Origin of the sequence: Bacillus cereus group sp. BfR-BA-01408 (assembly GCF_022663305.1) — a bacterium.
GTDB lineage: Bacteria > Bacillota > Bacilli > Bacillales > Bacillaceae_G > Bacillus_A > Bacillus_A pacificus.
The window spans coordinates 52,236-74,055 of the sequence record NZ_JAKUFF010000013.1; the positions used below are offsets into that span (position 1 = coordinate 52,236).

Consider the following 21,820-nt stretch of genomic DNA (forward strand, 5'->3'; position numbering starts at 1 on the left):
TAAAAAAGAGATGGTAGATCCATCTCTTTTTCATATACTCCATGATTAACTGCGAATCGCCTTAATCAGAAAACGATGTTGCGTCACATCAAAATACCCTTTTTGTAAGATGACTTTATGTATATGATATAATTCCTCATAATACCTTTCGACAGTAAAATCAGGAATTTGCCACGGAATCGCTTTTAAATAATAGAGGATAGCGCCAACATCATAAAAGCGTTGGAAAGGGAATGCTTCTTTTGCTTCTAAGATAGTAAATCCATTTTCCTGTAGTTCATTACATGCCGCTTCAAGAGACCAACTTGCAAATTCGTTATTTAGCGGTGCGTTAAACTGCTCATTTAGTTCCGCACAATCGAGACCACCGACTTGTTGTGTAAGAAATGTTCCATTAGGAGAAAGTATTCTATTTACCTCAGAAGCAGAATAGGATTCATGTTGATTCATAATGAAATCAAACTGCCCATCTTGAAATGGTAATGCAGTATCATCAATTACTGCCACAACTGTAACCCCTAAAGGCTCTAATTTCTTCCGAGCAATTGGCAAGTTTGGAGCATAACCTTCAGTCGCATAAATAGTTGGCGGGAATGGTTGTAACATAGATAAAAATTCTCCGCCACCAGTACCCATATCGAGCATTGATTTAGCACGTTGCATAAGCTGATAAGCAGTGCTACCATACGACCATGATAAAGGCTCGCTCTTCATTCGGCCCGTTTCTGAAATGAAAGAAAAATCCCAACCGCTAAAATGTGTATTAGCACTTTCTAATAAAGTTAAAAATAATGGATCACGTTTCATAATTGTATCCTCCTATTTTGTAAGTAAATGATATGGTGAGAAAAGAAAAAAGGAGGACCTCTTATGAAAGGGGAACGGTTTTACGTTTCGTGCTCGAATAGATTCATATACATTCGCTCCTTGTGAGAATGATAATTTATATATTCGGGATAAGTAAGTGAAAGTCTTTTGAATTTGTGAGGGAAGGTTATGCTATTCAATAATTGGGCCATTAAATGAAATAGTGCAATACGTATTGATTACATGTATTTTAACGTTTTTGAATTTTCTTGAATTATCTTCTTGAACCTCTAGTTACTTTAGGTTTTATAATGAATTTATAATTTTAATAGGGGGATTTAGATGAAAAAGGATAAAAAGTTTTCTATCGGAGAATTCTCAGAAAAAACGGGAATACCAATTCCTACTTTGCATTATTATGATGGAATCGGGTTATTACAACCTGAAAAGAATCCTTCTTCAGGGCACCGCATTTATAAGTATCAAGATATTATAACCTTACAAAAAATTATAAGTTTAAAATTTCTAGGCTATAGTCTAGATAAAGTCGCTAATTTGTTACACGAATCAAGTTTTGGTGTTGATTTGAATGAAAGTTTGTCTCTCCATTTGCAAGTGTTAGAAAGAGAAAAAGAACAAATTGGGCAATCAATACAAGCAATTAAAAGAGTAATGAAGTTAGTCGAAGCGGAAGAAGAGGTAGATAGTAGGGTATTATTTAGTCTTATTTACGGTATGAATACAGAACATACACATAAAGAATGGATGGAACGTCATGAGTTAACGGATATCGTGGAAGAATTATCAAAGAAACGAGAAGAAGATAAAATTGCTTTGGATAAAACGTTTATTCAATTGTCTAAAAAGGTTAAACGATTATATGGTAAACCAGTCGAGGACTTGAAAGTACAAGAGATGGTAAAGGAATATATAGAAGAGTCTTTTTCATTTCTTAGTGAAGATTTGATACAAAAGTTAGCTAATACTAGTGTGGGAGAACTGGATATGCAAGAACTTGAAAATATGATACCTTCGCCTTTCGCAGAAGATGAACAAAAATGGCTTAATGAAGCGATGGAATATTATATGAAGCAAGTAGAAATGGAAGAGGGATAGATTTTATGAATGTTTAGCTTCATCGAAATAATGCTGTAGACCTTTCATTGAATAAGGGTAGAATTGCGTTTATTATTGGTTCATTCAAAAGAAAGAACCGCTTATACTTCATTTTTGAAGCATAAGCGGTTTTGTTTAAAATACTCAAAAACAAAAATCGTTTGGTAAAGTATCATTTTTTATTACCGTTCTCAACTCGTTTTTTTACCCCGGCGGTTAAATAAAAACAATCTTTATTTTTTAATCGACAACCCATAAACTAACGTCTCACTCGGAGTCGTAATACTAAAACCTGTTGTTTTATAATCAAGCTTCACCGTATCACCAGTGTAGTCTTTCGTGAATGAATCCATTTGTACAATAAAGTCAGCATCTTCATATACAACATCATCTGCAACATATGTATCCCAAATTAAATCGACATCAACGAATATACTACAAGAGTTTGTCATTGTCCCTCTAATGCGAATGATCTTTTTGTCTTCACGTTCTAATCTATGTATAGCTGCTTTTGCTTCATCAGTAATGCGAATGTTCATGATATCCCAACCTTTATTTATATTTCCTTTATTATTGCAAAAACAGAAGAAATAGGGAAGTAAATAAAAAACGAGCAAACAAATATGTTTGCTCGTCTCCCTTTATTTCAGTTCACATTTATCAAGTGGAATCACTTTCGTTTTTTTCGTAAATTTATATCCTAACCATAGTACTAAGAAGAGTGGTAAACCGATGTAAGAAACGAGTACACCGTTCCAGTCGATTGATTCGCCCATAAATGCGCCGTAGTTTTGTCCTAAAATTACGATAATACAAAGCGTAAAAGCGAAGAGTGGACCGAATGGGAACCATTTTGCTTTATAAGGTAAGTCTTTTAAATCTTTTCCTTGTGCGATATATGCTTTACGGAAACGGTAATGACTAATTGCAATGCCGACCCATGCGATAAAGCCAGACATTCCAGATGCGTTTAATAACCAAATGTATACAACACCATCACCGAATAAAGAAGCAATGAAAGCGATACTACCGACAATTGATGTTACGATTAATGCGTTAACAGGTACACCGCGGCTATCTAATTTTCCTAAGAATTTTGGTGCTTTTCCTTGGCGAGCTAAATCCCAAAGCATACGAGTTGAAGCATACATACCAGAGTTACCAGCAGACAGTACTGCCGTTAAAATAACAGCGTTCATAACAGAAGCAGCGAAGGCAACGCCCGCTTTTTCAAAAATAAGTGTAAATGGACTTACTGTTACATCACTTGCAGCAAGGCTTTCAGTTGTATAAGGAATTAATAAACCGATAACGAGAATCGCAAGGATATAGAATAAGAGAATACGCCAGAAAATTGAACGAATTGCTTTCGGAATATTGCGCTCTGGATCAGAAGTTTCACCAGCAGCTACCCCAAGTAATTCTGTTCCTTGGAATGAGAAACCAGCTGCCATAAATACACCAATAATTGCCATAATACCACCGTTAAATGGTGCGTCTGCAACAGTGAAGTTTTTAAATCCAACAGTTTCACCGCCCATAATTCCGAAAATCATCATAAAGCCGACAATTAAAAAGATAATAATAGTAACGACTTTAATAAGTGCGAACCAATATTCAGATTCACCAAACCCTTTAACAGATAAGTAGTTTAAAAGGAAAATAATAGCTAAACATAATCCGCTCCAAATAAGAGAAGGGGTATTTGGGAACCAAAATTTCATAATTAATGTTACAGCCGCTAGTTCAGCAGCGATAGTAATTGCCCAGTTATACCAATAGTTCCATCCAAGTGCAAAGCCAAGTGATGGATCAACAAATTTTGTTGCGTACGTGCTAAAAGATCCAGTAACAGGCATGTAAGCTGCGAGTTCAGCTAGGCTTGTCATTAAAAAGTAAACCATAATTCCGATTGCGGCGTATGCAATTAATGCGCCACCAGGTCCAGCTGAATGGATGACACCACCGCTGGCAAGAAATAGTCCGGTACCAATTGTACCGCCGAGAGAAATCATCGTAAGGTGCCGAGATTTTAGACCGCGTCTTAATTCACCTTTTCCTTTTGTAGTTTCTGTTTTAGAGGTAGCTTGATTCGTTGCGCTATTCATGTTCAACACTCCTTTTCTTGTAAGATAGGAAGGAGCGGGGGAGAAAAATACAAAAAACCGCCAAAGGAATTTGGCGGAACGTTTCACAAATAACCACCCCATCATACCCTTCCGTTAAGATAGCACCCCACGTTTACACGGTAATTTTGTAAACGTGACAGTTCTGTTCCTTTCGGAGACAGCCCCAGCTCATATTTCCAGAGAAGAAATATAAACTTCGGCAACTTTTCCTTTCAAACGGAGTCTAAGACATTCTCTGTGTCTCGTCCGTTTTACTATTAAAAGTCGCAACCTCTACCTCATCGGATTGATGAGGATTTATATATTGCTAAGATTTTTAATATATGGCAATTGTAATGAGTTTCTGAATATATTGCAAGATATTTTGTTAGGAAAAGTCAAAAAATATCGGTTATTGTATAGGAAACGCTTGCAAAACTCCACCCGAACCTACTATTATGTAACAATAAGCAAAGAAAAAATTGTTATACAAATGTTTCGCAAAAAATATTGAAAAACCCTTCAAAAATTAAAAGAAAATTCAGAAAATATAATTCGACATTCATAATAAAGTCATATTTTTTGCTATAATTAGAGTAACGTTTAAGTGAAAAGGGGAAATCAAAATGAAATTAGAAACAGAAAGGCTCTATATAGTGCCTTGTACAGAGGAGAGTATACACGTTGCTAACGAGCAAGGATATAATAGTGGTCCGCATATTGTAGGGCATGTTGAAAATGTAAAACAGGATAAGGATTTATTACCTTGGGGCGCCTGGTATGTTATTCGAAAAGAAGATGACATCGTTCTAGGCGATATAGGGTTTAAAGGGAAACCAAATGAGGAACATACAGTAGAAGTTGGTTACGGTTTTATTGAGAAATATTGGAATAAAGGGTATGCAACAGAAGCTGTAAGAGAACTAATAAATTGGGCTTTTCAAACTGGAGAGGTAGAAATGATTATTGCGGAGACACTTCTGGAAAACGAAAGCTCCATTCGTGTATTAGAGAAATTACATATGCAGAGAACTGGCACTACAGAAACGATGATGAATTGGAAATTAGAAAAATAAAAAATACCGCTCGAAGTATATCGGGCGGTATTTTTATTGTTATGGAAGCATTTGTTTTTGATCATTCGGATATCCAGTTGTCGGTGTGTTAGAACGATTGGAATGATTGCGAACAGCAATGAAAATAGAAATAATAACGACAAGACCAATTGCCACGTAAGAAAGTGAAATAATAGTTGGATCCACTTTAAATGTAGTAAGTAGTGTACGAATGTTTGTAAAGATAATAAGGCCACCAACTAATACGCCAAGTAAATGAGAAGGAACGATGCGCACTAACCATGCAGCGATTGGAGCTGCGACAATACCGCCAAGCATTAACGAAAATACCCAAACCCAACTTACTTGTTCCCAGCCGAGTGAGATGAAGAAACCAATTGTTGCAGCGAGTGAGACAGGAAACTCACTCGTATCTACAGATCCGATAACTTTTCTAGCTTCATTTCCTCTTGCTAAAAGTACAGGTGTCGTAATCGGCCCCCAGCCACCACCACCAGTTGAATCAACGAATCCAGCAAATAAGCCAAGTGGAACAAGTTGTTTAGCCGACATACGTTTATTTGAAGTAATAACTTGTTTTTGAATAATGAATCGTAATAAAATATAAACCCCTAAAGTAAATAAAAATACAGAAATGTACGGTTTAATGACATCCCCAGGTAAATTGCTTAAAAAACATGCCCCCACAAATGCGCCAATTGCTCCTGGTAATGTAAGCCTAGAAACGGTATATTTATCAACATTTCCAAATTTGATGTGAGATGCACCAGAAGCTGCGGTTGTAACGACTTCAGCTAAATGAACAGAGGCGGAAGCGACAGCTGGTGCGATACCAAACATTAGTAATAGTGAGGTAGATGTTACACCGTACGCCATTCCAAGCGCTCCATCGATTAATTGAGCGAAAAATCCAATAATAGCAAATACAATTAATTTCTGCATAAATAATCCCCCTGTAATAGTAAATGAAAAAGGCACTTTTCCCGTGTGAGAAAAGTGCCTTTGGTTTTTCCAATCGGCAATATTGAAATTTGTTTCATTATAATACATATTAATCGTATAAATCAACTGGGTTTTAAAGTTTTTTGAATTGAACGAAAGAAAAATAAAATATACAATAAAAGGATGGAGAGAAAGGGGAGAAGGAATATGTTAGCATTTGATCATCTCGTTCACGCGGTACATTGTACACCGGAGGAAGCGGCAAAACAAATGCAGGAGCGTGGATTTCATACTGTACTAGGCGGAGAGCATACAAATTGGGGTACTTGGAATAGTTTATGTTATTTTGATTTATCTTATATAGAATTTTTGGCAGTTCAGCATGAAGAAAAAGCGAAGAAAGCAGACAATCCATTAGTACAAGAAACGGTAGTGAAATTAGAAGATGGAGAAGGAATGTTACAAATCGCAATTCGAACAGATGCAATTGAAGAACTAGCAGTTAAGTTTAATAAACATGGATTACATACGATAGGACCATTTGAAGGGAAACGTATGAGAAAAGATGGCCGCCTTTTAGAATGGAAAATGTTATTTGTAAAGCAAGAAGAGAACGGGCCGAAATTACCTTTCTTTATACAGTGGAATGAAACGGATGAAGAAAGAAGAAACGATTTACGTAACATAGGAACGATCACTGTGCATAAAAACAAAGTACAACAAATTGATACAGTTCATTACGCAGTGAAAAATGTTCGAGAAACAGTGCGGAAATGGGAAGAAGTAATGGGACTAACTGCAAGCCAGATCGTTAAAAATGAAGAATGGAATGCGGAATGTCAAAGTGTATCGTTTGGCGACATTCAAGTGCAGTTTTGTGAACCAATTGGAGAAGGGCTAGTGCTAGAACGATTGAATCATCATGGCGAAAATCCATTTGCAGTGGAGTTTAAAGGTGAAAGTAAACGAGAGCATGAAGTACTAGGTAGTTTGTACATATATTGATAGAGGTGAACGTTGTGGAAGAAATGCTTAGAGAGATAGAGAGAAAACTAGAATGGCCTCGTATTGTAAAGTGTACAGCTATTTCAAAAGGTTTTTCACATGAAGAGAAATATAAAATAAAATTAGAAAACAGAGTAACATATTTTGTGAAAGTATGTGATGCTGTAAACTTTGAACGTAAACAAGAAGAATATACATATATGAAACAATTAGAGTCATTACATATTCCAACGCCTAAGTTAATTCACTTCATAAAACTTGAGGAATTAAATAAATGTGTTCAAGTATTTGAATGGGCCCAAGGTGTAAATGGTGAAGAGGGCTTAAGTAAGCTATCGGCGGAAGAACAGTATCATGCAGGAAGAAAAGCTGGAGAAGTATTAAAGCGAATTCACTCAATTGAAAGAGAAAGTGCAAGTGATAAATGGGAAACGGTTCGATGGAATAAATACGAAAGATACGTAGAAGCGTTAGCAAACTATGAAATAGATTTCCTTGATTTGAAGCCAGTATTAAGATTTGTAGCGGAGCATAAACAATTATTGGGAAATCGTCCAATCACATTTTTACACGATGACTTCCATCCAGCAAATAGTATGATTCATAATAAGGAATTTATCGTTATTGATTTTGGTGGATATGATTTTGGAGATCCGATACACGATTTTTATAACGTAGCGATTTTTACTACAAGAATAAGCAAACCATTTGCGGTTGGACAAGTTCACGGTTATTGCGGAGGTGAACCGTCGCTTCATTTTTGGAAACTGTACTCATTATATGCAGCAATGACATTCCCTGCGGATATCGTTTGGACAAACCGAAGCACACCGCATTTAGTAGAAGATATGAAGGAAAGATTAAACGGAATTTTAGATGATCATAATCATTTTTCATCCTATATTCCAAAATGGTATCAATCAAGTGAATGTAATAAATAAAGGAGGAATACATATGGAAAAAATTGCGGTAATTTCAGATATACATGGTAATATTCCAGCTTTAGAATCGGTACTGCAAGATATTAAATTGAGAGGAATCGAACACATAATTTGTCTTGGAGATTTAGTTGGAAAAGGACCTCATTCTAGCGAAGTAATTGAAATCATTCGTAAAGAATGTGGAGTAGTTGTAATGGGAAACTGGGATGATTTTATAACAAAACCGACTGAATTTGAGGCATTAAAATGGCATCAAAAACAACTATCGGAAGAACAAAATGACTATTTAAGAAGCTTACCATTTTCAATCGAGTTTTATATGAGTGGCAAACTCATTCGTATGTTCCACGCTTCACCGAGAAGTTTATATGAAAGAATTCAACCACATGCCGCAAGAGAAGAGCGAATTAGTATGTTTGAAAACAGTGAGCTCACGGAGAATATAGAAGGAGAAAGAAAACCAGATGTCGTTTGCTACGGTGATGTTCACCAAGCATTCGTTCAAAATTTCAGTGGCAAAACGTTATGTAACGCTGGTAGCGTAGGAAATCCGCTTGAAATTACACAAGCTTCTTATTTAATATTCGAAGGGATTTACAATGAAAAAGAAGCAGCGAGCTTTTCCATACAACTCGTACGTGTACCGTATGATATTGAATTAGCTATCAGACTAGCAGAAGAACTCGATATGCCAGAAATAGAGGAATACAAGCAAGAATTACGGACTGCATTGTATCGAGGATTTAAGGGGAAGTAAACCAATCATAATATATCTATCGTAACTTAAAATATATCAACGATTTTTTCGATATATCGACGATTCGACATAGGATATCGACTTACCGACAAATAGTGACATAAAAGTTAATTATAATTTTGTTATGTAAACTAAATGAAGGTGGGAAATATCATGAACCGAAAACAACAAATTAAAGAAATTGTAGATCATATTTTAAAATTAAACTTAACTCACCCAACAAGAGTTGGAGTAAGCGGTATTACAGCATCAGGAAAAACAACATTTGCAAACGAATTCGCGGAAGAAATACACAATCAAAAGTATATGTATAGCCTTTTATTAATAGTTATAATTCTCGTATAATTATATTAGCTTTAGAAAGTGAAAAACGGGGGATAAGGCAATAAGAAACGCAAAAAGGGGAGAAAAAATATAATGAATGAAGTATTAGAATTAAAAGAAGAACTACTACAAATTAAAAATAATAATTATGCTGTACCAGAAGACGTAGATGCATATCCATATGCGCAGTGGATGTTAGATTATATCGGATCACCTGATGCTGAATTACGCGATGATTTAATTTATAGTACGCTTCACACATGGATTACAACTGATGTGTTTAGACAAAAAGAATTACGAGGATTAATGTTACAAGCAATTAGCCCTGATTATTTATTTTATAAAATTGGTGAAAAGGGAACAGATTCTGTATTTAAACGTGCGTTCTCCGTATTAATTCCACCACTTATTTTATCTGTTCATGAAAGAGAACCGTTGTTATCCGAAGAACAACTGTACAGCGTGGCAGAACAAGTGCTGGAATATGTATATTTAGAAGAAGATGTAAGAGGTTACGTAGAAGGAAAAGGGTGGGCACACTCTACTGCGCATGCAGCGGATGCGCTCGATGCGTTAGCACGTACAATACAAAATCGTGAGTTTTCATATGCGATTCTTGCAGCTGTTCGTCAGAAAGTTCGCCTAAATGACTATGTTTACATACACTTTGAGGATGAGAGATTAGTAACGCCAATTATGTCATTACGTAATCAAAATCTTTTAACAGAAGAAGAGTGGAGCAACTGGTTACATAGTATAGCAATCGTTGAAGACATCCCGCATCCTCAGCATGATATTTTAGTACAAAATATTAGAGCTTTTTTAAGAAGTTTATACTTTAGAGTTTTAGAGACAGAGGGTAGTACAGCCTTTACAGATGATATTTTGGAAACTTTGAAGGATTTGCGTAGGTATTAAAAATCCATTTTGCTAAAATGAAATTACATAAAACCACCATCTCCCAACCATACTAATAAAATGTGTTGGAGGTGAGTTTAATGGACAAAAAAGATTTTGAAAAAGTGTATAATGATTATTTACATCAAGGAGAAGAACAAGCTCAATTTGAAGTAGACCATGAAGTTAATACAGGAGCAGAACAAATTGTTGCCGTTCGTAAAAATGATGATGGGGATTTAATAGCGTTTAAAACAAGTAGCGGAAGAGAGTTAGATTATATGACTGCTCTTAGCGAAGCAAAATCAGGGAAATTAGCTCATGTGGACGTATTTCATAAGTATGGTAGAGATATTATACGTAGCGAACCGGATGGAATAAAAGAAAATAACTTAGATAATTTACCTTCATTTTAAACGGGTAAACCTGAAGAAGAGAATGTTCATTTGGATATTCTCTTCTTTTCTTTCTCTACAAATAGACGGTTCATTTCTACAGTGCGATCATACTTTTAAAGAGCGCTCTAAATTTCTCTTTATCTTCTGCTGTAAATGGTTTCGGTCCTTTTGTACGCTTACCGCTTTTTCGAACCATTGCACTTAAATAACGTGTTTGTAATAGTTGGTCAATGTTTTCATTCGTATACTTGTACCCTTTATGATGAAGAACGATACAGCCTTTTGCTAAAGCAAGCGAAGCAAGACCGTAATCTTGTGTTACGATTAAATCTTCTTTTTGGGCTAACTGCATAATTCGGTAATCCGCAGCATCTGCTCCAGAATCAACATAAATTGTTTCCACGCCTTTTGGCTGCTCAGCATTAGAATAATGAGAAAAGCTTGTAACGAGGGTAACAGGAATTTCTGCCTTCGTAGCTTCAAAAATAATTACATCTTTTACAGGGCAAGCATCTGCATCAACATAGATTTTCATTGGTATCACTCCTATAACTAGGTTCGTGTTGATGATAATGGTAGATTTAGGTTTTGTCAAACGAGGATTTTGTATTTCAACTTACAAAAATTGTATATATTTAAAAATATATGCTAACATATAATCGGTGTAATAATAATAATTTTCAGAAAGTGGGAATGGAATGATTTATAAAGCAGATAACAATGTAAGGCAAAAGTTAGTTGAGATGTTTGATGATTTCGATAGTACGATTGTACTTTCCTATCTCCAAGGACATATGGGAAGTGCGTGGGTAGACAATCTCGAAAATCCAACTGTTGCTCAAATAACTGTAGGAATTTTTGTGTTTTACGCCGGGAATCCAAACGCAGAAGAGGCGGAAGAATTATTATATAATCTACCTGATTTTACTCTTGCCATTGTAGATTCGGATGAATGGAAAAAACGGATAGAGACTGTTCACAAAGGATCAATTGAGAAGTTTCAAAGATTTAGATTTAATAAGAACCCCGGCGATTTAGATAAAGAATACATACGGGATATATTGTCTACATTACCCCAAAATTACGAAATGAAAAAAATTGATAAAGATATAGCAAAGGCATCTTCATTTCATGCACTCTCAGAAGATTTTACTAGTCAGTTTGATTCAATTGATGATTTTATTGATAGGGGCGTAGGATACGCCATTTTAAATAAAGGGCAAGTTGTTTCTGCTGCAACATCATTTAGTATATTTGATGATGGAATCGAGATTGAAATTGCGAGCCATCCTGAACATAGAAGAAAAGGCTTAGCTAAGATTGTAGCATCTGCACTTATATTAGATTGTTTAGATAGAGAGAAATATCCTAGTTGGGATGGAGCAAATGTTGAATCTGTTGAACTAGCAAAAAAGCTAGGCTACACTTTTAAAGAACCTTATGATACATATTTTATTCAAATAAAAAAATGAACCAATACAAGTACATAAACTAAAGTGGTTTTTAGTTTATGTACTTATTTAAAAATTAATTAAATTCTATTGACGATATGTAAGGATGCTACTTATTTTCCACAAACCAAAATAGCCTCACGCAAACGAGAAACCCCTTCCTCAATTTGATCAATATTCACTTTTCCATAAGATAAACGAATATAACCATCTTTCGCGCCGAAAATACTCCCCGGCATAAAGGCTATTTCTTGTTTTAAGCTTTGCATAATGAGTTGTTTTTCGTTTATCGGTTCTTTTAATTTTCCCCATATGTAAATACCACCAGTAGGATTGGAAAAAGAGATTTTATCATGAAGTTGCTCGTTTAGGGCACGGACGATAACGTTTCTTTTTTCTGCTAGTTGTTTTCGTAACGGTACGATATGAGACTGAAATGGTACAGTTTCAAAAAATTGCTGCATAAGCCACTGTGGGAAAATGCTCATACCTAATTCCATTTGATGTCGTGCGTCAGATAACCTTTCTACTACCGATTGCGGGGCGACAAGCCAGCCGACTCGTAATCCCGGTGCAATCATTTTTGATAAAGAATGTACATAGATGACTGTTCCATTTTCATCTATTGATTTTAAAGTAGGGCAAGGTTGTTTTTTTTCTAACGTAAGTAAACTAGACGGATCATCTTCAACAATCGCAATTCGTAAGTCTGCACAAAGTGATAATAGTTTTTTTCTACGGCTTGGATGCAGCATTGTGCCTGTAGGATTTTGGAAGTTTGGATTTAAAAAGATCATTTTAATACGATGCTTCCGATATAGCTCTTGCACATCATCTGGATTAATACCGTGTTCATCGACAGGTAACGGGAAAATACGAATACCTGCTGATTGGAATAACGGTAAGGAATAACAGTGTGAAGGACTTTCAAAAGCAACAGCATCACCTGGATTTAATAAACATTGTACGATAAGGTGCAAGGCTTGCTGTGCGCCAGAAGTAATCATAATGGACTGTTCAGTCGCTTCAACTTTTAAATATTCCTTCATATATTTTACGACCGCTTGTCTTAGTGGGAGATAGCCTTGCGGGTGATCATAACTTAATGAATGCGTTAACGGTTGTTCTCGTAAAATCATTTGTAGTTGATCGTGAGGATAGAGGTTACAACCGAGCTCTCCGTTTGCAAAATCTATAATATTTTCATTTTGTTGTATTTCTGCCCGAATATGGCGAAGTAACGGTAAGTTTGGTAAAAATGTACCGCCTTCTACGAAATTTCTCCAGTTCGGCGTTAATGTTGGAGAAACGCCCCACATATGTGTACTCACTCGTGTTCCTTTACCAGTCGTACTTTCTACAATTCCCATAGCACGAAGTTCATTATAAGCAGTCGTTACTGTACTTCGGTTTACATTTAACTGTGTAGCTAATTTCCGTTCGGAAGGGAGGAAGCTACCTGGAGGAAGTTCTCCATATGTAATACGTTTCTCAATAAAGTCAACAACTTGCTGATAAATAGGGATTTTACTGTCGCTATCTAGCTTCCATTCCATAAAAAACGCCTCCGTAACTCTTATATACATTTAGTATAACAAATTGGCTGGGTAAAAAAACAGCCAATTGGACGGTGTTATATCCAGCCAATTTTACTATGCTAAATATGGAAGGGGAGATTCGGATGAAAAGATGGCAAATGGAATGGCTCCTAGTATCAGTAGCATTAGTATGGGGAGCAAATTATACAATTGGAAAGTATGGTGTGGCATTTATGTCATCCATTCAATTTAATAGCTTACGATTTTTAGTAGCATCACCGGTATTATTACTTATTACATTTTTAATGGAACGCTCATTACGTATTGAAAGAAAAGATTGGTTACGATTAGTAGCAGTCGGTATCGTTGGTACGACAATGTATCAAACGATGTTTATGCTATCTGTGAAATATACTTCAGCAACGAACGCCTCATTATTAATTGCGATGTCACCTATATTTACAGGGATATTAGCGGTATTGCACAAACAAGAACGCTTTTCGATGAAAGTACAAATTGGTTCAATAGTAGCGTTTATTGGTGCAGCATTCGTTTTATTAACAGGACATACAGGAGGAGCTACTTACGAGTATGCATGGCTCGGAAATATAATTGGATTAGTCGCAGCAATTGCGTGGGGATGGTATCCAATATTAGCGCAACCTCTTATTACAAAATATTCCGCAATGAGAGTCACATCATGGTCTACTTTAATTGGAATTGTACCTCTCGTTATATACTGTTTATTCAACGTAAACACATTAACGTGGCCAGTAGATACGCCAAGCTGGGGATCACTAGCATATTCAATCGTCTTTGCGACCATCTTTGGGCTAGCAATGTGGTATGTCGGCATTAGTCAAATCGGTTCAACGAAAGTAATGGTTTATATGTATCTCGTGCCATTGTTCGCAGTTATCTTTGCGGCAGTAACAATCGGAGAGCAGATCAATATGATGCAACTCGTTGGTGGACTTATCATCTTTATCGGCTTATACGTTGTAAAAAAAGGCGGAATGAAAAAGCCAGCTCTCAATTTGAAGAAAGTGAGTTAACAGTAAAAAGGATCTCTTTCATATAGAAGGAGATCCTTTTTTATTTCGTAATAAAAGTGCTTGTTCAACCGCCCATTTTCGATGATCGTGAAGTAGAAGTTCTACAGCATGTAATGGAGACATCCATCTTAGAACGTGATCCTCCGCCCAGTTTTCAGTTTGTTTCTGCACCATGTTCGCAATGTAAAAGAACCCATCGTTCAAATAATATGTATCTTCCTTTTCAGCATAAAAATACCGCATTGCATTACCGATATACCGATCAATTTCAATAGACCATCCTAATTCCTCTAGTAGTTCACGATGTAAGCATTCATCTTTTGTTTCGGTACCTTCCATACCGCCGCCGGGTAAAAAGTAGTGTTCTCCTTTTTGGATAATAGCAATCTTTGAAGAGGTTGAGTTAAAAATAATTGCATAACAACTAGGTCGTAATACATATTGCTCAGTAGGCTTTTTATAACCAAAAGTAAGTTTAGATATCATAAAACACGTCACCTTTCTATAAAATACATAAAAGGGATAATAAGGTAAAAATGGGATTGTATAAGTATAATCTTACGAGATTGGAGTGATAACAAAATGATAAATCGAAAGTGTTCGCGCTGTAAAGAAATTACAGGTGCATTGCATGGTGGTAAAAAAATTAAGGAAGAATTTTTGTGTGAAGATTGTTTGCAAAAAGGAATTGAGAGTGGGGAAATCGAATTATCACAAGTGGAGCAAGAACAAACTTCGTATCTTTCTATAAAAATATTAAAAATAATGAGTGTGATTTATTTAATAGGATCTATTTTTATGGCTTTTTCAACCGGTCCATTTATACATAATATAGGATTTGATGAAATGTCCATTTCAGGCCCAGAATTAGGTTTAATAAGTATTGTTATGCTAGGTTCTTTATTCCAGTCTGTACTTGTATTTTGCGGAATATGGGTATTCATCCTATTAGTAGAAACAGTCATTAAAATTTATGAAAAAATGAAGTGAGTGAGAGGGAGAAACATATGCGAGTAAGAAACATTCAAGGGGAAGATTATGTAAAGATTCATTCTGTTTTAAATGATTGGTGGGGCGGGAGAGATATGGCGGCTATGTTGCCAAAACTGTTCTTCGTTCACTTTCAAGAAACGAGTTTTATTATTGAAGAAGAAGGCGAAACGTTAGGTTTCTTATGCGGCTTCTTTTCGCAAACACATAAAGAGGAAGCGTACGTTCATTTTATCGGAGTAAATCCGAAGTATAGAAGAAGAGGAATCGCATCGACATTGTATTCTTACTTCTTTGATGTCGCACGTGCAAACAATCGTAAAGTTATAAAAGCAATCACATCACCGGTTAATAAAAAATCGATACAGTTTCATAGGGAGATTGGCTTTCAAATTGAGGCTGGGGATGATGAGATAGAGGGTGTATCGGTACATACAAATTATGACGGGAATGGCGGGAGTAGAGTTTTATTTTTGAAAAATGTGTAAAAGTAGGCTAGCACAAAGTTAGCCTTTTTGTTGTGAGGAGCTAGAAGTATGGAGAATAAACAAAGTAGAAATGAGTATGTAAGACGCATACATACAGTTCAAGATTATATAGAATCAAACATAGATAGTTCACTATCTATTGAAGAGCTGGCCGATGTAGCAGGATTTTCAAAGTTTCATTTTCATCGGATTTTTAAAGGAATAGTACACGAGCCGTTATCTCGGTATGTGAATCGCTTGAAGTTAGAAAGGGCAACAAATCTACTTACATATCGCCCGGATATGACGATTACAGATATCGCTTACCATTTTGGTTTCACAGATTCAGCAGTTTTCTCCCGTACATTTAAAAATTATTACGGAGTAAGTCCGTCTCAATATCGAAACGACAATAGCAAGAATTGCAAAGACGTAAGAAGAACTTCTCAATACAATGAATGTAAGAAGGTTCGAGGGAATGTTGAAATTGTAACAGCGGACGATATAAACGTCGCATACATAAGACATATCGGTACATATGAAGAGTTAACTGTAGCTTTTCCGAAAATGATAGAGAAATTATTTCATTACGCAGCGTTGCAAAACTATCATGTATTTGAGGATACGAAAGTATTAACCATTTACCACGATCATCATGAATTTACAGAGGACTATCATTTAAGAACAAGTTTATGTATAACAATTCCAAATGAGTCCGCAGTAGAAACGAGCGACATAGGAATAATGGTAATACCTTCTGGAAAGTATGCGGTAGGTCATTTTGAAATATTCCAAGATGAATATAAAGGAGCATGGGATTTTTTATACGGTGAGTGGCTTCCAAATAGCGGATATAAACCGAGAGACTCGTATCCTTTTGAAGTATATAGAAATGATCCAAAGCAGCATCCAAAACATAAACATATAGTTGATATATATGTACCTATCGAACCTTTTTAATGATAGGTTAAAGGGGAAGGAATAATGAAAACTGCTGAAAAGTTAGATCAGATTATAAAAGAAGAATATGAAAATATGAATGGTATGTTAGTAGTGCAGAAAGGTAATGTTATTTTTGAAAAATATTATAAGGGACACGGTCCAGATGATGCGTTTCATGTAGCGTCAGTTACAAAAACGATAATCTCTGCGCTAATTGGGATATGTATAGATAAGGGATATATAAAAAGCGTTGATCAAAGAGTAATAGAGTTTTTCCCGGAATATAAACTTAAGGCATCTGAAGTAACAGTACGCCATCTTCTAACAATGACAGCGCCATATCCTTTTGTAGACTGGCAGGAACCGTTAGAAGAACTATGTACACAACAAGATTGGATACAATATACGTTAAATAGGATAGGAAACGGCGGAGAAATTGGATCTTTTAAATATTCATCTGCAGGAGCTCATTTACTATCAGCAATCATAATGAGCGTAACAGGAAAAAATACACGTGAATTTGCGAATGAATACTTATTCCAGCCACTCGGTATGAGAGAAATTCCAAACTACAATATGAAAGCGTTTGGATTTGATGACTTATTCGGAAAAGATGTAAAAGGATGGGTTCATGATCCAAATGGTATTTCGACAGGCGGCTGGGGACTAACGTTAACGGTTAAAGATATGGCTAAGTTTGGACAGCTGTATTTGAATGAAGGTACTCATAATGGAAAACAAATTCTATCAACACCATGGATAAAAGAATCGACAACAATGAACCAAAATCAATATGGTTACTTATGGTGGTTACGAGAAGAGGATGGAATCTTTTCATACTGTGCAATGGGCGATGGTGGGAATGTGATTTGTTGTATTCCTAAGAAGGATTTGGTTGTAGTAATTGCTTCAGAAGTTATGCCGAATGCACGGGATAGATGGGAATTAATTGTGAAATATATTCTTCCTTATACAGAATCAAATAAATAACGGAAGCAAAAAGATGGTGTGAATGGGAGTTTCATACTATCTTTTTGTTTTATGAAGGAAAGTTCATGAGAAGGTAAGTTCCGTGTAAAATAATGTAAATATTAGGATTTTTAAATATCATCTTGTTTTCTTTATGTATAATGAGGACAAGGCCTAAAAATACTTAAATATTTAAGTGAATATTTTAAAAAGGAGATTAAGGATATATGAAAAGCTTACTTCAAAAAACTTTAGCTACTACAGGGATTACTGCTTGTTTATTAGGTATGGTTTCTTCCGCTTCATTTGCTTCAATTAGTTGGGATTCTTATGGGGAATGGGACGGAAGTGGAGGAAAGGCTACAGGATACGCCTACACTGCGCAAACAAATGAACCTCATTTTTACAAGATGACTGTAAGGGCTAGCTTTGATGATGGGTCTTCTAAAGAGGTAGAAAAGAATAATGCTAAAATTACAGATCGTGTGAACGTTAAAGTTTCATCCAGAGGGCCAATTACCACTGGCTATTCGGGTCATGAATGGGTAATGAAAGGGGATAGTGCCTATACCTCTAAGGAAATGGTAATTAGATAACAATCAACAAAAACCGTGACAAAGGATAAATGCCTTTTTCACGGTTTTTAAAATGAGGAGGATATATGAATCTAGTATTAAAAGAAATAGTGGTAAACAAAACAATATTCATTATGTTATTTATTGCGTTTGTATTGACAATATGGCCGATACTTATAGCAATGTCGACGAAAGATTATTATGATGAGAAATTTTATGATAGAAAAAATGGTTATTTTAATTATTACTATTCCGTTCAACTTACTAATATGGGGGAAATCAATTTCAAACAGTTTCAGACGTTAGTAGAATCGGATTTTAAAAATGCTAGTGTTATTACAAATGATATTCGTACTACTATTCCAGATATCGGCCGAGTAACAATGAATGGTCTCCTTAATAAAAATTGGTCTCCACCTTTGCTAAAAGGTTCTCAGATGGGACAAGATGAAAAAAATAGTGTAATAGTGGGGAAGAAAATTTATAAGGATATGGAAACAATAAAATTATTTAATAAGGAATATATAGTTAAAGGCGTAGCTGGAGAAAATACTGGATATGAGTATAATATTAAAATTTACGTCTCTCTAAATGACATGCCAGATGAAGTGAAACAGATGATACAAAAAGATAATACATTCCAAATGATTGTTCGTTCTAACGAAAACCCTAAAGAAGAGATAGAAACTTTCATACAGCATATGAAACAGAACAATAAAGATATAAATGCCAAAGTGATTAGTGAAAAAGAGAACTATGAGAAAGAAAAAAACACAAGTAAAGCCGTGAAAGAGTTACTTAGTTTTCCATTTAGGCTTTTTTGTATAGCTTTCATTACCAGTATAATAGTAAGTTATTATTGGATTTATACGAAGAAAAAAAGTCTGTCGTTAAGGAAAGCTTTGGGAGCAAGTAATGTAAATCTGTTTATTTTTATATTTAGTCAATTATTTTTATGTGCAATCGCTGCATCAACCTGTGCAATATGCATACAATGGATTTTTAGCACTTTGAGTGAAAATATTGTAGAGTTTACAAGTTATAGCATTAGTTTACAGTCTACTCATATTGTAATGTGTGTATTTTTTTCACTTACTATAGCTTTTATCCTCTCTGTAATACCATTTGTATATGTGCTTAAAAGTGAACCTGCTAAAGCGTTAAAGGAGTAAAAATGATGAGAATAAAAAGTGCGTTCCTAGCATTAAAAAAGAGATTTCTATTTTCCGTACTTCTTCTAATACAGATTACATTTGGATTAGCAACTATAACGAGTTCAATTAATGTATTTTATAATTTACACCAACTAAATGATAAAGCCAGCTCAGCATTAAATGTGGATAAAACATATTTAGTTACTTTTGAAAGGACGACAGATAGGTTACAAAGCGATCAATTTAATAAAGAGCAAATTCAAGCGGTTTATAATACAATTCATCAAAATAAAGATGTGATTTCGTATGGTACATACGAGGAGAGTTTAATTGAAATAGAATTAAGTAATAGGCCACTTCAAAATAGTATGATTGCTGATTTGAAACATAAAACGTTTCACGATGACAGACCTACTGTTCAAACAATTGTTGTTGATGAAAATTACTATAAATTGTTAGGTTTACCTTTAAAACCTGAAGAGGGTTTCTTGCATGAAGATTTTCCAAAAAATAGTGAAGAAAAAACAAAAGTATTAATGGGTTCTTACTTTAAGAAATATTTTCAAGTTGGGGATACAATTAATAATCAATATACAATTATAGGCTTTTTACCAGAGAATAAATTTATCGTAAATAATAATACAACGAACGTTTATTTGAAGTTGGATTATGCAATGATAATGCCTATGTCATCTGATAGATATGAAAATTATGAAGCGATGTTTTTAAGACTGCATCAAAGTACAGTTTTACATTTACGAAAAGATGCAGATGTAAAGAAACTAGAAAAATCAATTCAACTTAAAGGAAACGGCGGTACGTTTTATTTAAAAAATTTAGGTGATGAAATAAATATAGATGTTACTCTTAATAGTTATTCTGAAATACCTCAACTTATAGTAGGAATCTTATTCATTCTATTCTCGATCGTCGGAATGGTAGTAACAACCATCGTTTCTATCTTGATGAGAAAGAGGGAATTTGGTATAAAAATAGTTTTTGGCGAAAGTAAATTTGGAATGTTTATTCAAATTGTTATAGAAAACATTATTGTAGCAATAGCTGGCTTAGGAATGTCAATAGCTTACTTTTCATGGAGATATGGTAATCTGCTGCAAATGTCAAAGGATTTTAAAGCAGTATCCGCATTAGACTTTAAATTGGACATGCCTATATTACTTTTAGTATTTCTTTTCTTATTACTGATCATCATTGTATCAAATGTAATTGTCTTCTTATTTATTAGAAAGCTCGAACCGAAAACATTAATAGGAGGAATGGAATAATGAGTTTGATTGTGCTAAAAGATATTAAAAAGGTGTATAGTAACAAGAATCATAAAACATTTGCGTTAAACGGTATAAACTTAACGATAAATAAGGGCGAAATGATAGCGATAATGGGTCGATCAGGCTCAGGGAAAAGTACCCTATTAAATGTTATCGGGTTAATTGATATGCCAAATGAGGGTGAATATACGTTAAATGAAAAAACATTAACTGAAATTAGAGCAAATAAAGTTCATAAAACAAGAAATGAAATGATCGGATTTATTTTTCAATATTTTGCATTGTTAAAAGAACATACTGTACTGGATAATGTAGTGCTACCACTCACATATAGAAAGTTAAAGCAACGGGAAAGAGAAAATAAGGCGAAGTTCTATTTAGAAAAAGTAGGATTAAAAGAACATATGTATAAAACACCCGACGAGCTATCAGGTGGACAACAGCAGCGTGTCGCAATTGCAAGAGCGTTAGTGGGCGAACCAGAATTAATATTGGCAGATGAACCGACCGGAAATTTAGATAGAAAAACAGGAGAAGAAATTATGAACCTACTGTTACAACTGAATGAGGAAGGACGAACAATTATTATTGTAACGCATGATATGGAAGTGGCGAATCAGTGTAATAGAATCATTGAGTTAGTTGATGGGAAAGTTGTGCGGAGTTAACAATTAAACTAAGATACATCAAAAAATTGTTTTTTATTTAAGAATCCATGTTGATTTATTTTTCAAAATGGATTCTATTTTTGTTTCTAGAATTAAAGTAAAATAACAAATCCCCCGTAACTTTTTATGATAGCAATTCGTTTAACAAAAGAAAAGATTTTTGTGGAGCAGCTTATCGGTGGCGGAAATGGTGACTTGTTTGGTTATTCCATTTTGAATGGAATGGTACAAAGAGATGATATATATGTATGGAATCATGAAAATGATAGTAGAACGTGGGTTGCGCTTTCTTTAAAAACTTTCATGGAGTGGTGGGAGAGTGGGAAGATAACAATTTAAATATAGTATCAA

24 protein-coding genes, 2 pseudogenes and 1 riboswitch are annotated in these 21,820 nt (G+C 34.9%); of the genes and pseudogenes, 19 read left to right on the forward strand and 7 right to left on the reverse strand.

What is annotated here, in order from left to right; all coding sequences use genetic code 11:
• Positions 1–45 precede the first annotated feature (45 nt).
• Positions 46–807: a class I SAM-dependent methyltransferase gene (locus MR083_RS09010; protein ID WP_242269015.1), complete on the reverse strand. Its 762-nt coding sequence runs from the start codon at positions 805–807 to the stop codon at positions 46–48.
• Positions 808–1,149: 342 nt separating this feature from the next.
• Between MR083_RS09010 and MR083_RS09015 the strand changes: the two genes are divergently transcribed.
• Positions 1,150–1,923, forward strand: a complete 774-nt coding sequence (locus MR083_RS09015; RefSeq protein WP_242269018.1) for a MerR family transcriptional regulator — start codon at positions 1,150–1,152, stop codon at positions 1,921–1,923.
• A 233-nt stretch (positions 1,924–2,156) separates the two neighbouring features.
• Here the strand turns inward: MR083_RS09015 and MR083_RS09020 are convergent, their stop codons facing one another.
• Entirely contained in the window at positions 2,157–2,462 is a 306-nt protein-coding gene (locus tag MR083_RS09020) for an iron-sulfur cluster biosynthesis family protein (RefSeq protein WP_001026179.1), read from the reverse strand.
• A 102-nt stretch (positions 2,463–2,564) separates the two neighbouring features.
• Positions 2,565–4,031, reverse strand: coding sequence for an amino acid permease (locus tag MR083_RS09025; RefSeq protein ID WP_001083375.1), 1,467 nt, complete (start codon positions 4,029–4,031; stop codon positions 2,565–2,567).
• Between the two features lie 112 nt (positions 4,032–4,143).
• Positions 4,144–4,336: riboswitch (Lysine riboswitch) on the reverse strand.
• A gap of 321 nt (positions 4,337–4,657) precedes the next feature.
• On the opposite strand from MR083_RS09025, the gene MR083_RS09030 reads away from it, so the two are divergent.
• Positions 4,658–5,107 carry a GNAT family N-acetyltransferase gene (locus MR083_RS09030; protein ID WP_000764619.1) on the forward strand — a complete coding sequence of 150 codons (450 nt, stop codon included), beginning with the start codon at positions 4,658–4,660 and terminating at the stop codon, positions 5,105–5,107.
• 39 nt (positions 5,108–5,146) lie between these two features.
• Here MR083_RS09030 and MR083_RS09035 read toward each other — a convergent pair whose 3' ends face one another.
• Positions 5,147–6,049 carry a sulfite exporter TauE/SafE family protein gene (locus MR083_RS09035; protein ID WP_016717872.1) on the reverse strand — a complete coding sequence of 301 codons (903 nt, stop codon included), beginning with the start codon at positions 6,047–6,049 and terminating at the stop codon, positions 5,147–5,149.
• Positions 6,050–6,256: 207 nt separating this feature from the next.
• On the opposite strand from MR083_RS09035, the gene MR083_RS09040 reads away from it, so the two are divergent.
• From MR083_RS09040 to MR083_RS09065, 6 genes and pseudogenes are all read left to right on the forward strand, one after another.
• Positions 6,257–7,054 carry a VOC family protein gene (locus MR083_RS09040; protein ID WP_000879122.1) on the forward strand — a complete coding sequence of 266 codons (798 nt, stop codon included), beginning with the start codon at positions 6,257–6,259 and terminating at the stop codon, positions 7,052–7,054.
• 14 nt (positions 7,055–7,068) lie between these two features.
• Positions 7,069–7,995, forward strand: a complete 927-nt coding sequence (locus MR083_RS09045) for an aminoglycoside phosphotransferase family protein (RefSeq protein WP_046647474.1) — start codon at positions 7,069–7,071, stop codon at positions 7,993–7,995.
• Positions 7,996–8,008: 13 nt separating this feature from the next.
• The gene (locus MR083_RS09050) at positions 8,009–8,752 is read left to right on the forward strand and encodes a metallophosphoesterase family protein (RefSeq protein ID WP_000410975.1); all 744 of its coding nucleotides are present in this window, start codon (positions 8,009–8,011) and stop codon (positions 8,750–8,752) included.
• A 153-nt stretch (positions 8,753–8,905) separates the two neighbouring features.
• Positions 8,906–9,043: pseudogene (locus MR083_RS09055) on the forward strand (uridine kinase); the annotation flags it as partial.
• Positions 9,044–9,169: 126 nt separating this feature from the next.
• The gene (locus tag MR083_RS09060) at positions 9,170–9,994 is read left to right on the forward strand and encodes a DUF2785 domain-containing protein (protein WP_001006692.1); all 825 of its coding nucleotides are present in this window, start codon (positions 9,170–9,172) and stop codon (positions 9,992–9,994) included.
• Positions 9,995–10,074: 80 nt separating this feature from the next.
• A complete protein-coding gene (locus MR083_RS09065) occupies positions 10,075–10,389 on the forward strand; it encodes a DUF3892 domain-containing protein (RefSeq protein ID WP_000358171.1) in 315 nt (104 codons plus the stop codon).
• Between the two features lie 76 nt (positions 10,390–10,465).
• On the opposite strand, the gene MR083_RS09070 is transcribed toward MR083_RS09065, so the two are convergent.
• Positions 10,466–10,906 (reverse strand): YaiI/YqxD family protein, encoded by a 441-nt coding sequence (locus MR083_RS09070; RefSeq protein ID WP_000708754.1) that lies wholly within the window; start codon positions 10,904–10,906, stop codon positions 10,466–10,468.
• 163 nt (positions 10,907–11,069) lie between these two features.
• On the opposite strand from MR083_RS09070, the gene MR083_RS09075 reads away from it, so the two are divergent.
• Positions 11,070–11,843 (forward strand): GNAT family N-acetyltransferase, encoded by a 774-nt coding sequence (locus tag MR083_RS09075; RefSeq protein WP_000639432.1) that lies wholly within the window; start codon positions 11,070–11,072, stop codon positions 11,841–11,843.
• A gap of 92 nt (positions 11,844–11,935) precedes the next feature.
• Here the strand turns inward: MR083_RS09075 and pdxR are convergent, their stop codons facing one another.
• Entirely contained in the window at positions 11,936–13,378 is a 1,443-nt protein-coding gene (pdxR, locus tag MR083_RS09080) for a MocR-like pyridoxine biosynthesis transcription factor PdxR (protein WP_242269020.1), read from the reverse strand.
• Positions 13,379–13,503: 125 nt separating this feature from the next.
• On the opposite strand from pdxR, the gene MR083_RS09085 reads away from it, so the two are divergent.
• Positions 13,504–14,415 carry a DMT family transporter gene (locus tag MR083_RS09085; protein WP_000832948.1) on the forward strand — a complete coding sequence of 304 codons (912 nt, stop codon included), beginning with the start codon at positions 13,504–13,506 and terminating at the stop codon, positions 14,413–14,415.
• An 18-nt stretch (positions 14,416–14,433) separates the two neighbouring features.
• On the opposite strand, the gene MR083_RS09090 is transcribed toward MR083_RS09085, so the two are convergent.
• Positions 14,434–14,901, reverse strand: a complete 468-nt coding sequence (locus tag MR083_RS09090; protein WP_242269023.1) for an NUDIX hydrolase — start codon at positions 14,899–14,901, stop codon at positions 14,434–14,436.
• Between the two features lie 96 nt (positions 14,902–14,997).
• On the opposite strand from MR083_RS09090, the gene MR083_RS09095 reads away from it, so the two are divergent.
• The 9 genes and pseudogenes from MR083_RS09095 to MR083_RS09135 all read left to right on the forward strand — a co-directional run.
• Entirely contained in the window at positions 14,998–15,405 is a 408-nt protein-coding gene (locus MR083_RS09095) for a DUF3980 domain-containing protein (RefSeq protein ID WP_000610478.1), read from the forward strand.
• A gap of 17 nt (positions 15,406–15,422) precedes the next feature.
• Positions 15,423–15,893: a GNAT family N-acetyltransferase gene (locus MR083_RS09100; RefSeq protein WP_001266056.1), complete on the forward strand. Its 471-nt coding sequence runs from the start codon at positions 15,423–15,425 to the stop codon at positions 15,891–15,893.
• Between the two features lie 48 nt (positions 15,894–15,941).
• Positions 15,942–16,832 (forward strand): AraC family transcriptional regulator, encoded by an 891-nt coding sequence (locus MR083_RS09105; RefSeq protein ID WP_242269026.1) that lies wholly within the window; start codon positions 15,942–15,944, stop codon positions 16,830–16,832.
• Positions 16,833–16,856: 24 nt separating this feature from the next.
• The gene (locus MR083_RS09110; protein ID WP_242269029.1) at positions 16,857–17,804 is read left to right on the forward strand and encodes a serine hydrolase domain-containing protein; all 948 of its coding nucleotides are present in this window, start codon (positions 16,857–16,859) and stop codon (positions 17,802–17,804) included.
• Between the two features lie 206 nt (positions 17,805–18,010).
• Complete coding sequence (locus MR083_RS09115) at positions 18,011–18,379, forward strand: hypothetical protein (RefSeq protein WP_000838686.1); 369 nt, start codon at positions 18,011–18,013, stop codon at positions 18,377–18,379.
• Between the two features lie 65 nt (positions 18,380–18,444).
• On the forward strand, positions 18,445–19,530 hold the full coding sequence (locus MR083_RS09120; RefSeq protein ID WP_001055046.1) for an ABC transporter permease: 1,086 nt from the start codon (positions 18,445–18,447) through the stop codon (positions 19,528–19,530).
• Positions 19,531–19,532: 2 nt separating this feature from the next.
• Positions 19,533–20,798 carry an ABC transporter permease gene (locus MR083_RS09125; RefSeq protein ID WP_242269033.1) on the forward strand — a complete coding sequence of 422 codons (1,266 nt, stop codon included), beginning with the start codon at positions 19,533–19,535 and terminating at the stop codon, positions 20,796–20,798.
• Positions 20,798–21,469 (forward strand): ABC transporter ATP-binding protein, encoded by a 672-nt coding sequence (locus MR083_RS09130; RefSeq protein ID WP_242269036.1) that lies wholly within the window; start codon positions 20,798–20,800, stop codon positions 21,467–21,469. The genes MR083_RS09125 and MR083_RS09130 overlap by 1 nt, the downstream gene beginning before the upstream one ends.
• A gap of 180 nt (positions 21,470–21,649) precedes the next feature.
• Positions 21,650–21,808, forward strand: a pseudogene (locus MR083_RS09135) (SMI1/KNR4 family protein); the annotation flags it as partial.
• Positions 21,809–21,820: the final 12 nt, after the last annotated feature.

Excerpts from the sequence above, each read along its gene's own strand:
- MR083_RS09010 (WP_242269015.1), bottom strand. The coding sequence starts at position 807 with ATGAAACGTGATCCATTATTTTTAACTTTATTAGAAAGTGCTAATACA.
- MR083_RS09015 (WP_242269018.1), top strand. The coding sequence starts at position 1,150 with ATGAAAAAGGATAAAAAGTTTTCTATCGGAGAATTCTCAGAAAAAACG.
- MR083_RS09020 (WP_001026179.1), bottom strand. The coding sequence starts at position 2,462 with ATGAACATTCGCATTACTGATGAAGCAAAAGCAGCTATACATAGATTA.
- MR083_RS09025 (WP_001083375.1), bottom strand. The coding sequence starts at position 4,031 with ATGAATAGCGCAACGAATCAAGCTACCTCTAAAACAGAAACTACAAAA.
- MR083_RS09030 (WP_000764619.1), top strand. The coding sequence starts at position 4,658 with ATGAAATTAGAAACAGAAAGGCTCTATATAGTGCCTTGTACAGAGGAG.
- MR083_RS09035 (WP_016717872.1), bottom strand. The coding sequence starts at position 6,049 with ATGCAGAAATTAATTGTATTTGCTATTATTGGATTTTTCGCTCAATTA.
- MR083_RS09040 (WP_000879122.1), top strand. The coding sequence starts at position 6,257 with ATGTTAGCATTTGATCATCTCGTTCACGCGGTACATTGTACACCGGAG.
- MR083_RS09050 (WP_000410975.1), top strand. The coding sequence starts at position 8,009 with ATGGAAAAAATTGCGGTAATTTCAGATATACATGGTAATATTCCAGCT.
- MR083_RS09060 (WP_001006692.1), top strand. The coding sequence starts at position 9,170 with ATGAATGAAGTATTAGAATTAAAAGAAGAACTACTACAAATTAAAAAT.
- MR083_RS09065 (WP_000358171.1), top strand. The coding sequence starts at position 10,075 with ATGGACAAAAAAGATTTTGAAAAAGTGTATAATGATTATTTACATCAA.
- MR083_RS09070 (WP_000708754.1), bottom strand. The coding sequence starts at position 10,906 with ATGAAAATCTATGTTGATGCAGATGCTTGCCCTGTAAAAGATGTAATT.
- MR083_RS09075 (WP_000639432.1), top strand. The coding sequence starts at position 11,070 with ATGATTTATAAAGCAGATAACAATGTAAGGCAAAAGTTAGTTGAGATG.
- pdxR (WP_242269020.1), bottom strand. The coding sequence starts at position 13,378 with ATGGAATGGAAGCTAGATAGCGACAGTAAAATCCCTATTTATCAGCAA.
- MR083_RS09085 (WP_000832948.1), top strand. The coding sequence starts at position 13,504 with ATGAAAAGATGGCAAATGGAATGGCTCCTAGTATCAGTAGCATTAGTA.
- MR083_RS09090 (WP_242269023.1), bottom strand. The coding sequence starts at position 14,901 with ATGATATCTAAACTTACTTTTGGTTATAAAAAGCCTACTGAGCAATAT.
- MR083_RS09095 (WP_000610478.1), top strand. The coding sequence starts at position 14,998 with ATGATAAATCGAAAGTGTTCGCGCTGTAAAGAAATTACAGGTGCATTG.
- MR083_RS09100 (WP_001266056.1), top strand. The coding sequence starts at position 15,423 with ATGCGAGTAAGAAACATTCAAGGGGAAGATTATGTAAAGATTCATTCT.
- MR083_RS09105 (WP_242269026.1), top strand. The coding sequence starts at position 15,942 with ATGGAGAATAAACAAAGTAGAAATGAGTATGTAAGACGCATACATACA.
- MR083_RS09110 (WP_242269029.1), top strand. The coding sequence starts at position 16,857 with ATGAAAACTGCTGAAAAGTTAGATCAGATTATAAAAGAAGAATATGAA.
- MR083_RS09115 (WP_000838686.1), top strand. The coding sequence starts at position 18,011 with ATGAAAAGCTTACTTCAAAAAACTTTAGCTACTACAGGGATTACTGCT.
- MR083_RS09120 (WP_001055046.1), top strand. The coding sequence starts at position 18,445 with ATGAATCTAGTATTAAAAGAAATAGTGGTAAACAAAACAATATTCATT.
- MR083_RS09125 (WP_242269033.1), top strand. The coding sequence starts at position 19,533 with ATGATGAGAATAAAAAGTGCGTTCCTAGCATTAAAAAAGAGATTTCTA.
- MR083_RS09130 (WP_242269036.1), top strand. The coding sequence starts at position 20,798 with ATGAGTTTGATTGTGCTAAAAGATATTAAAAAGGTGTATAGTAACAAG.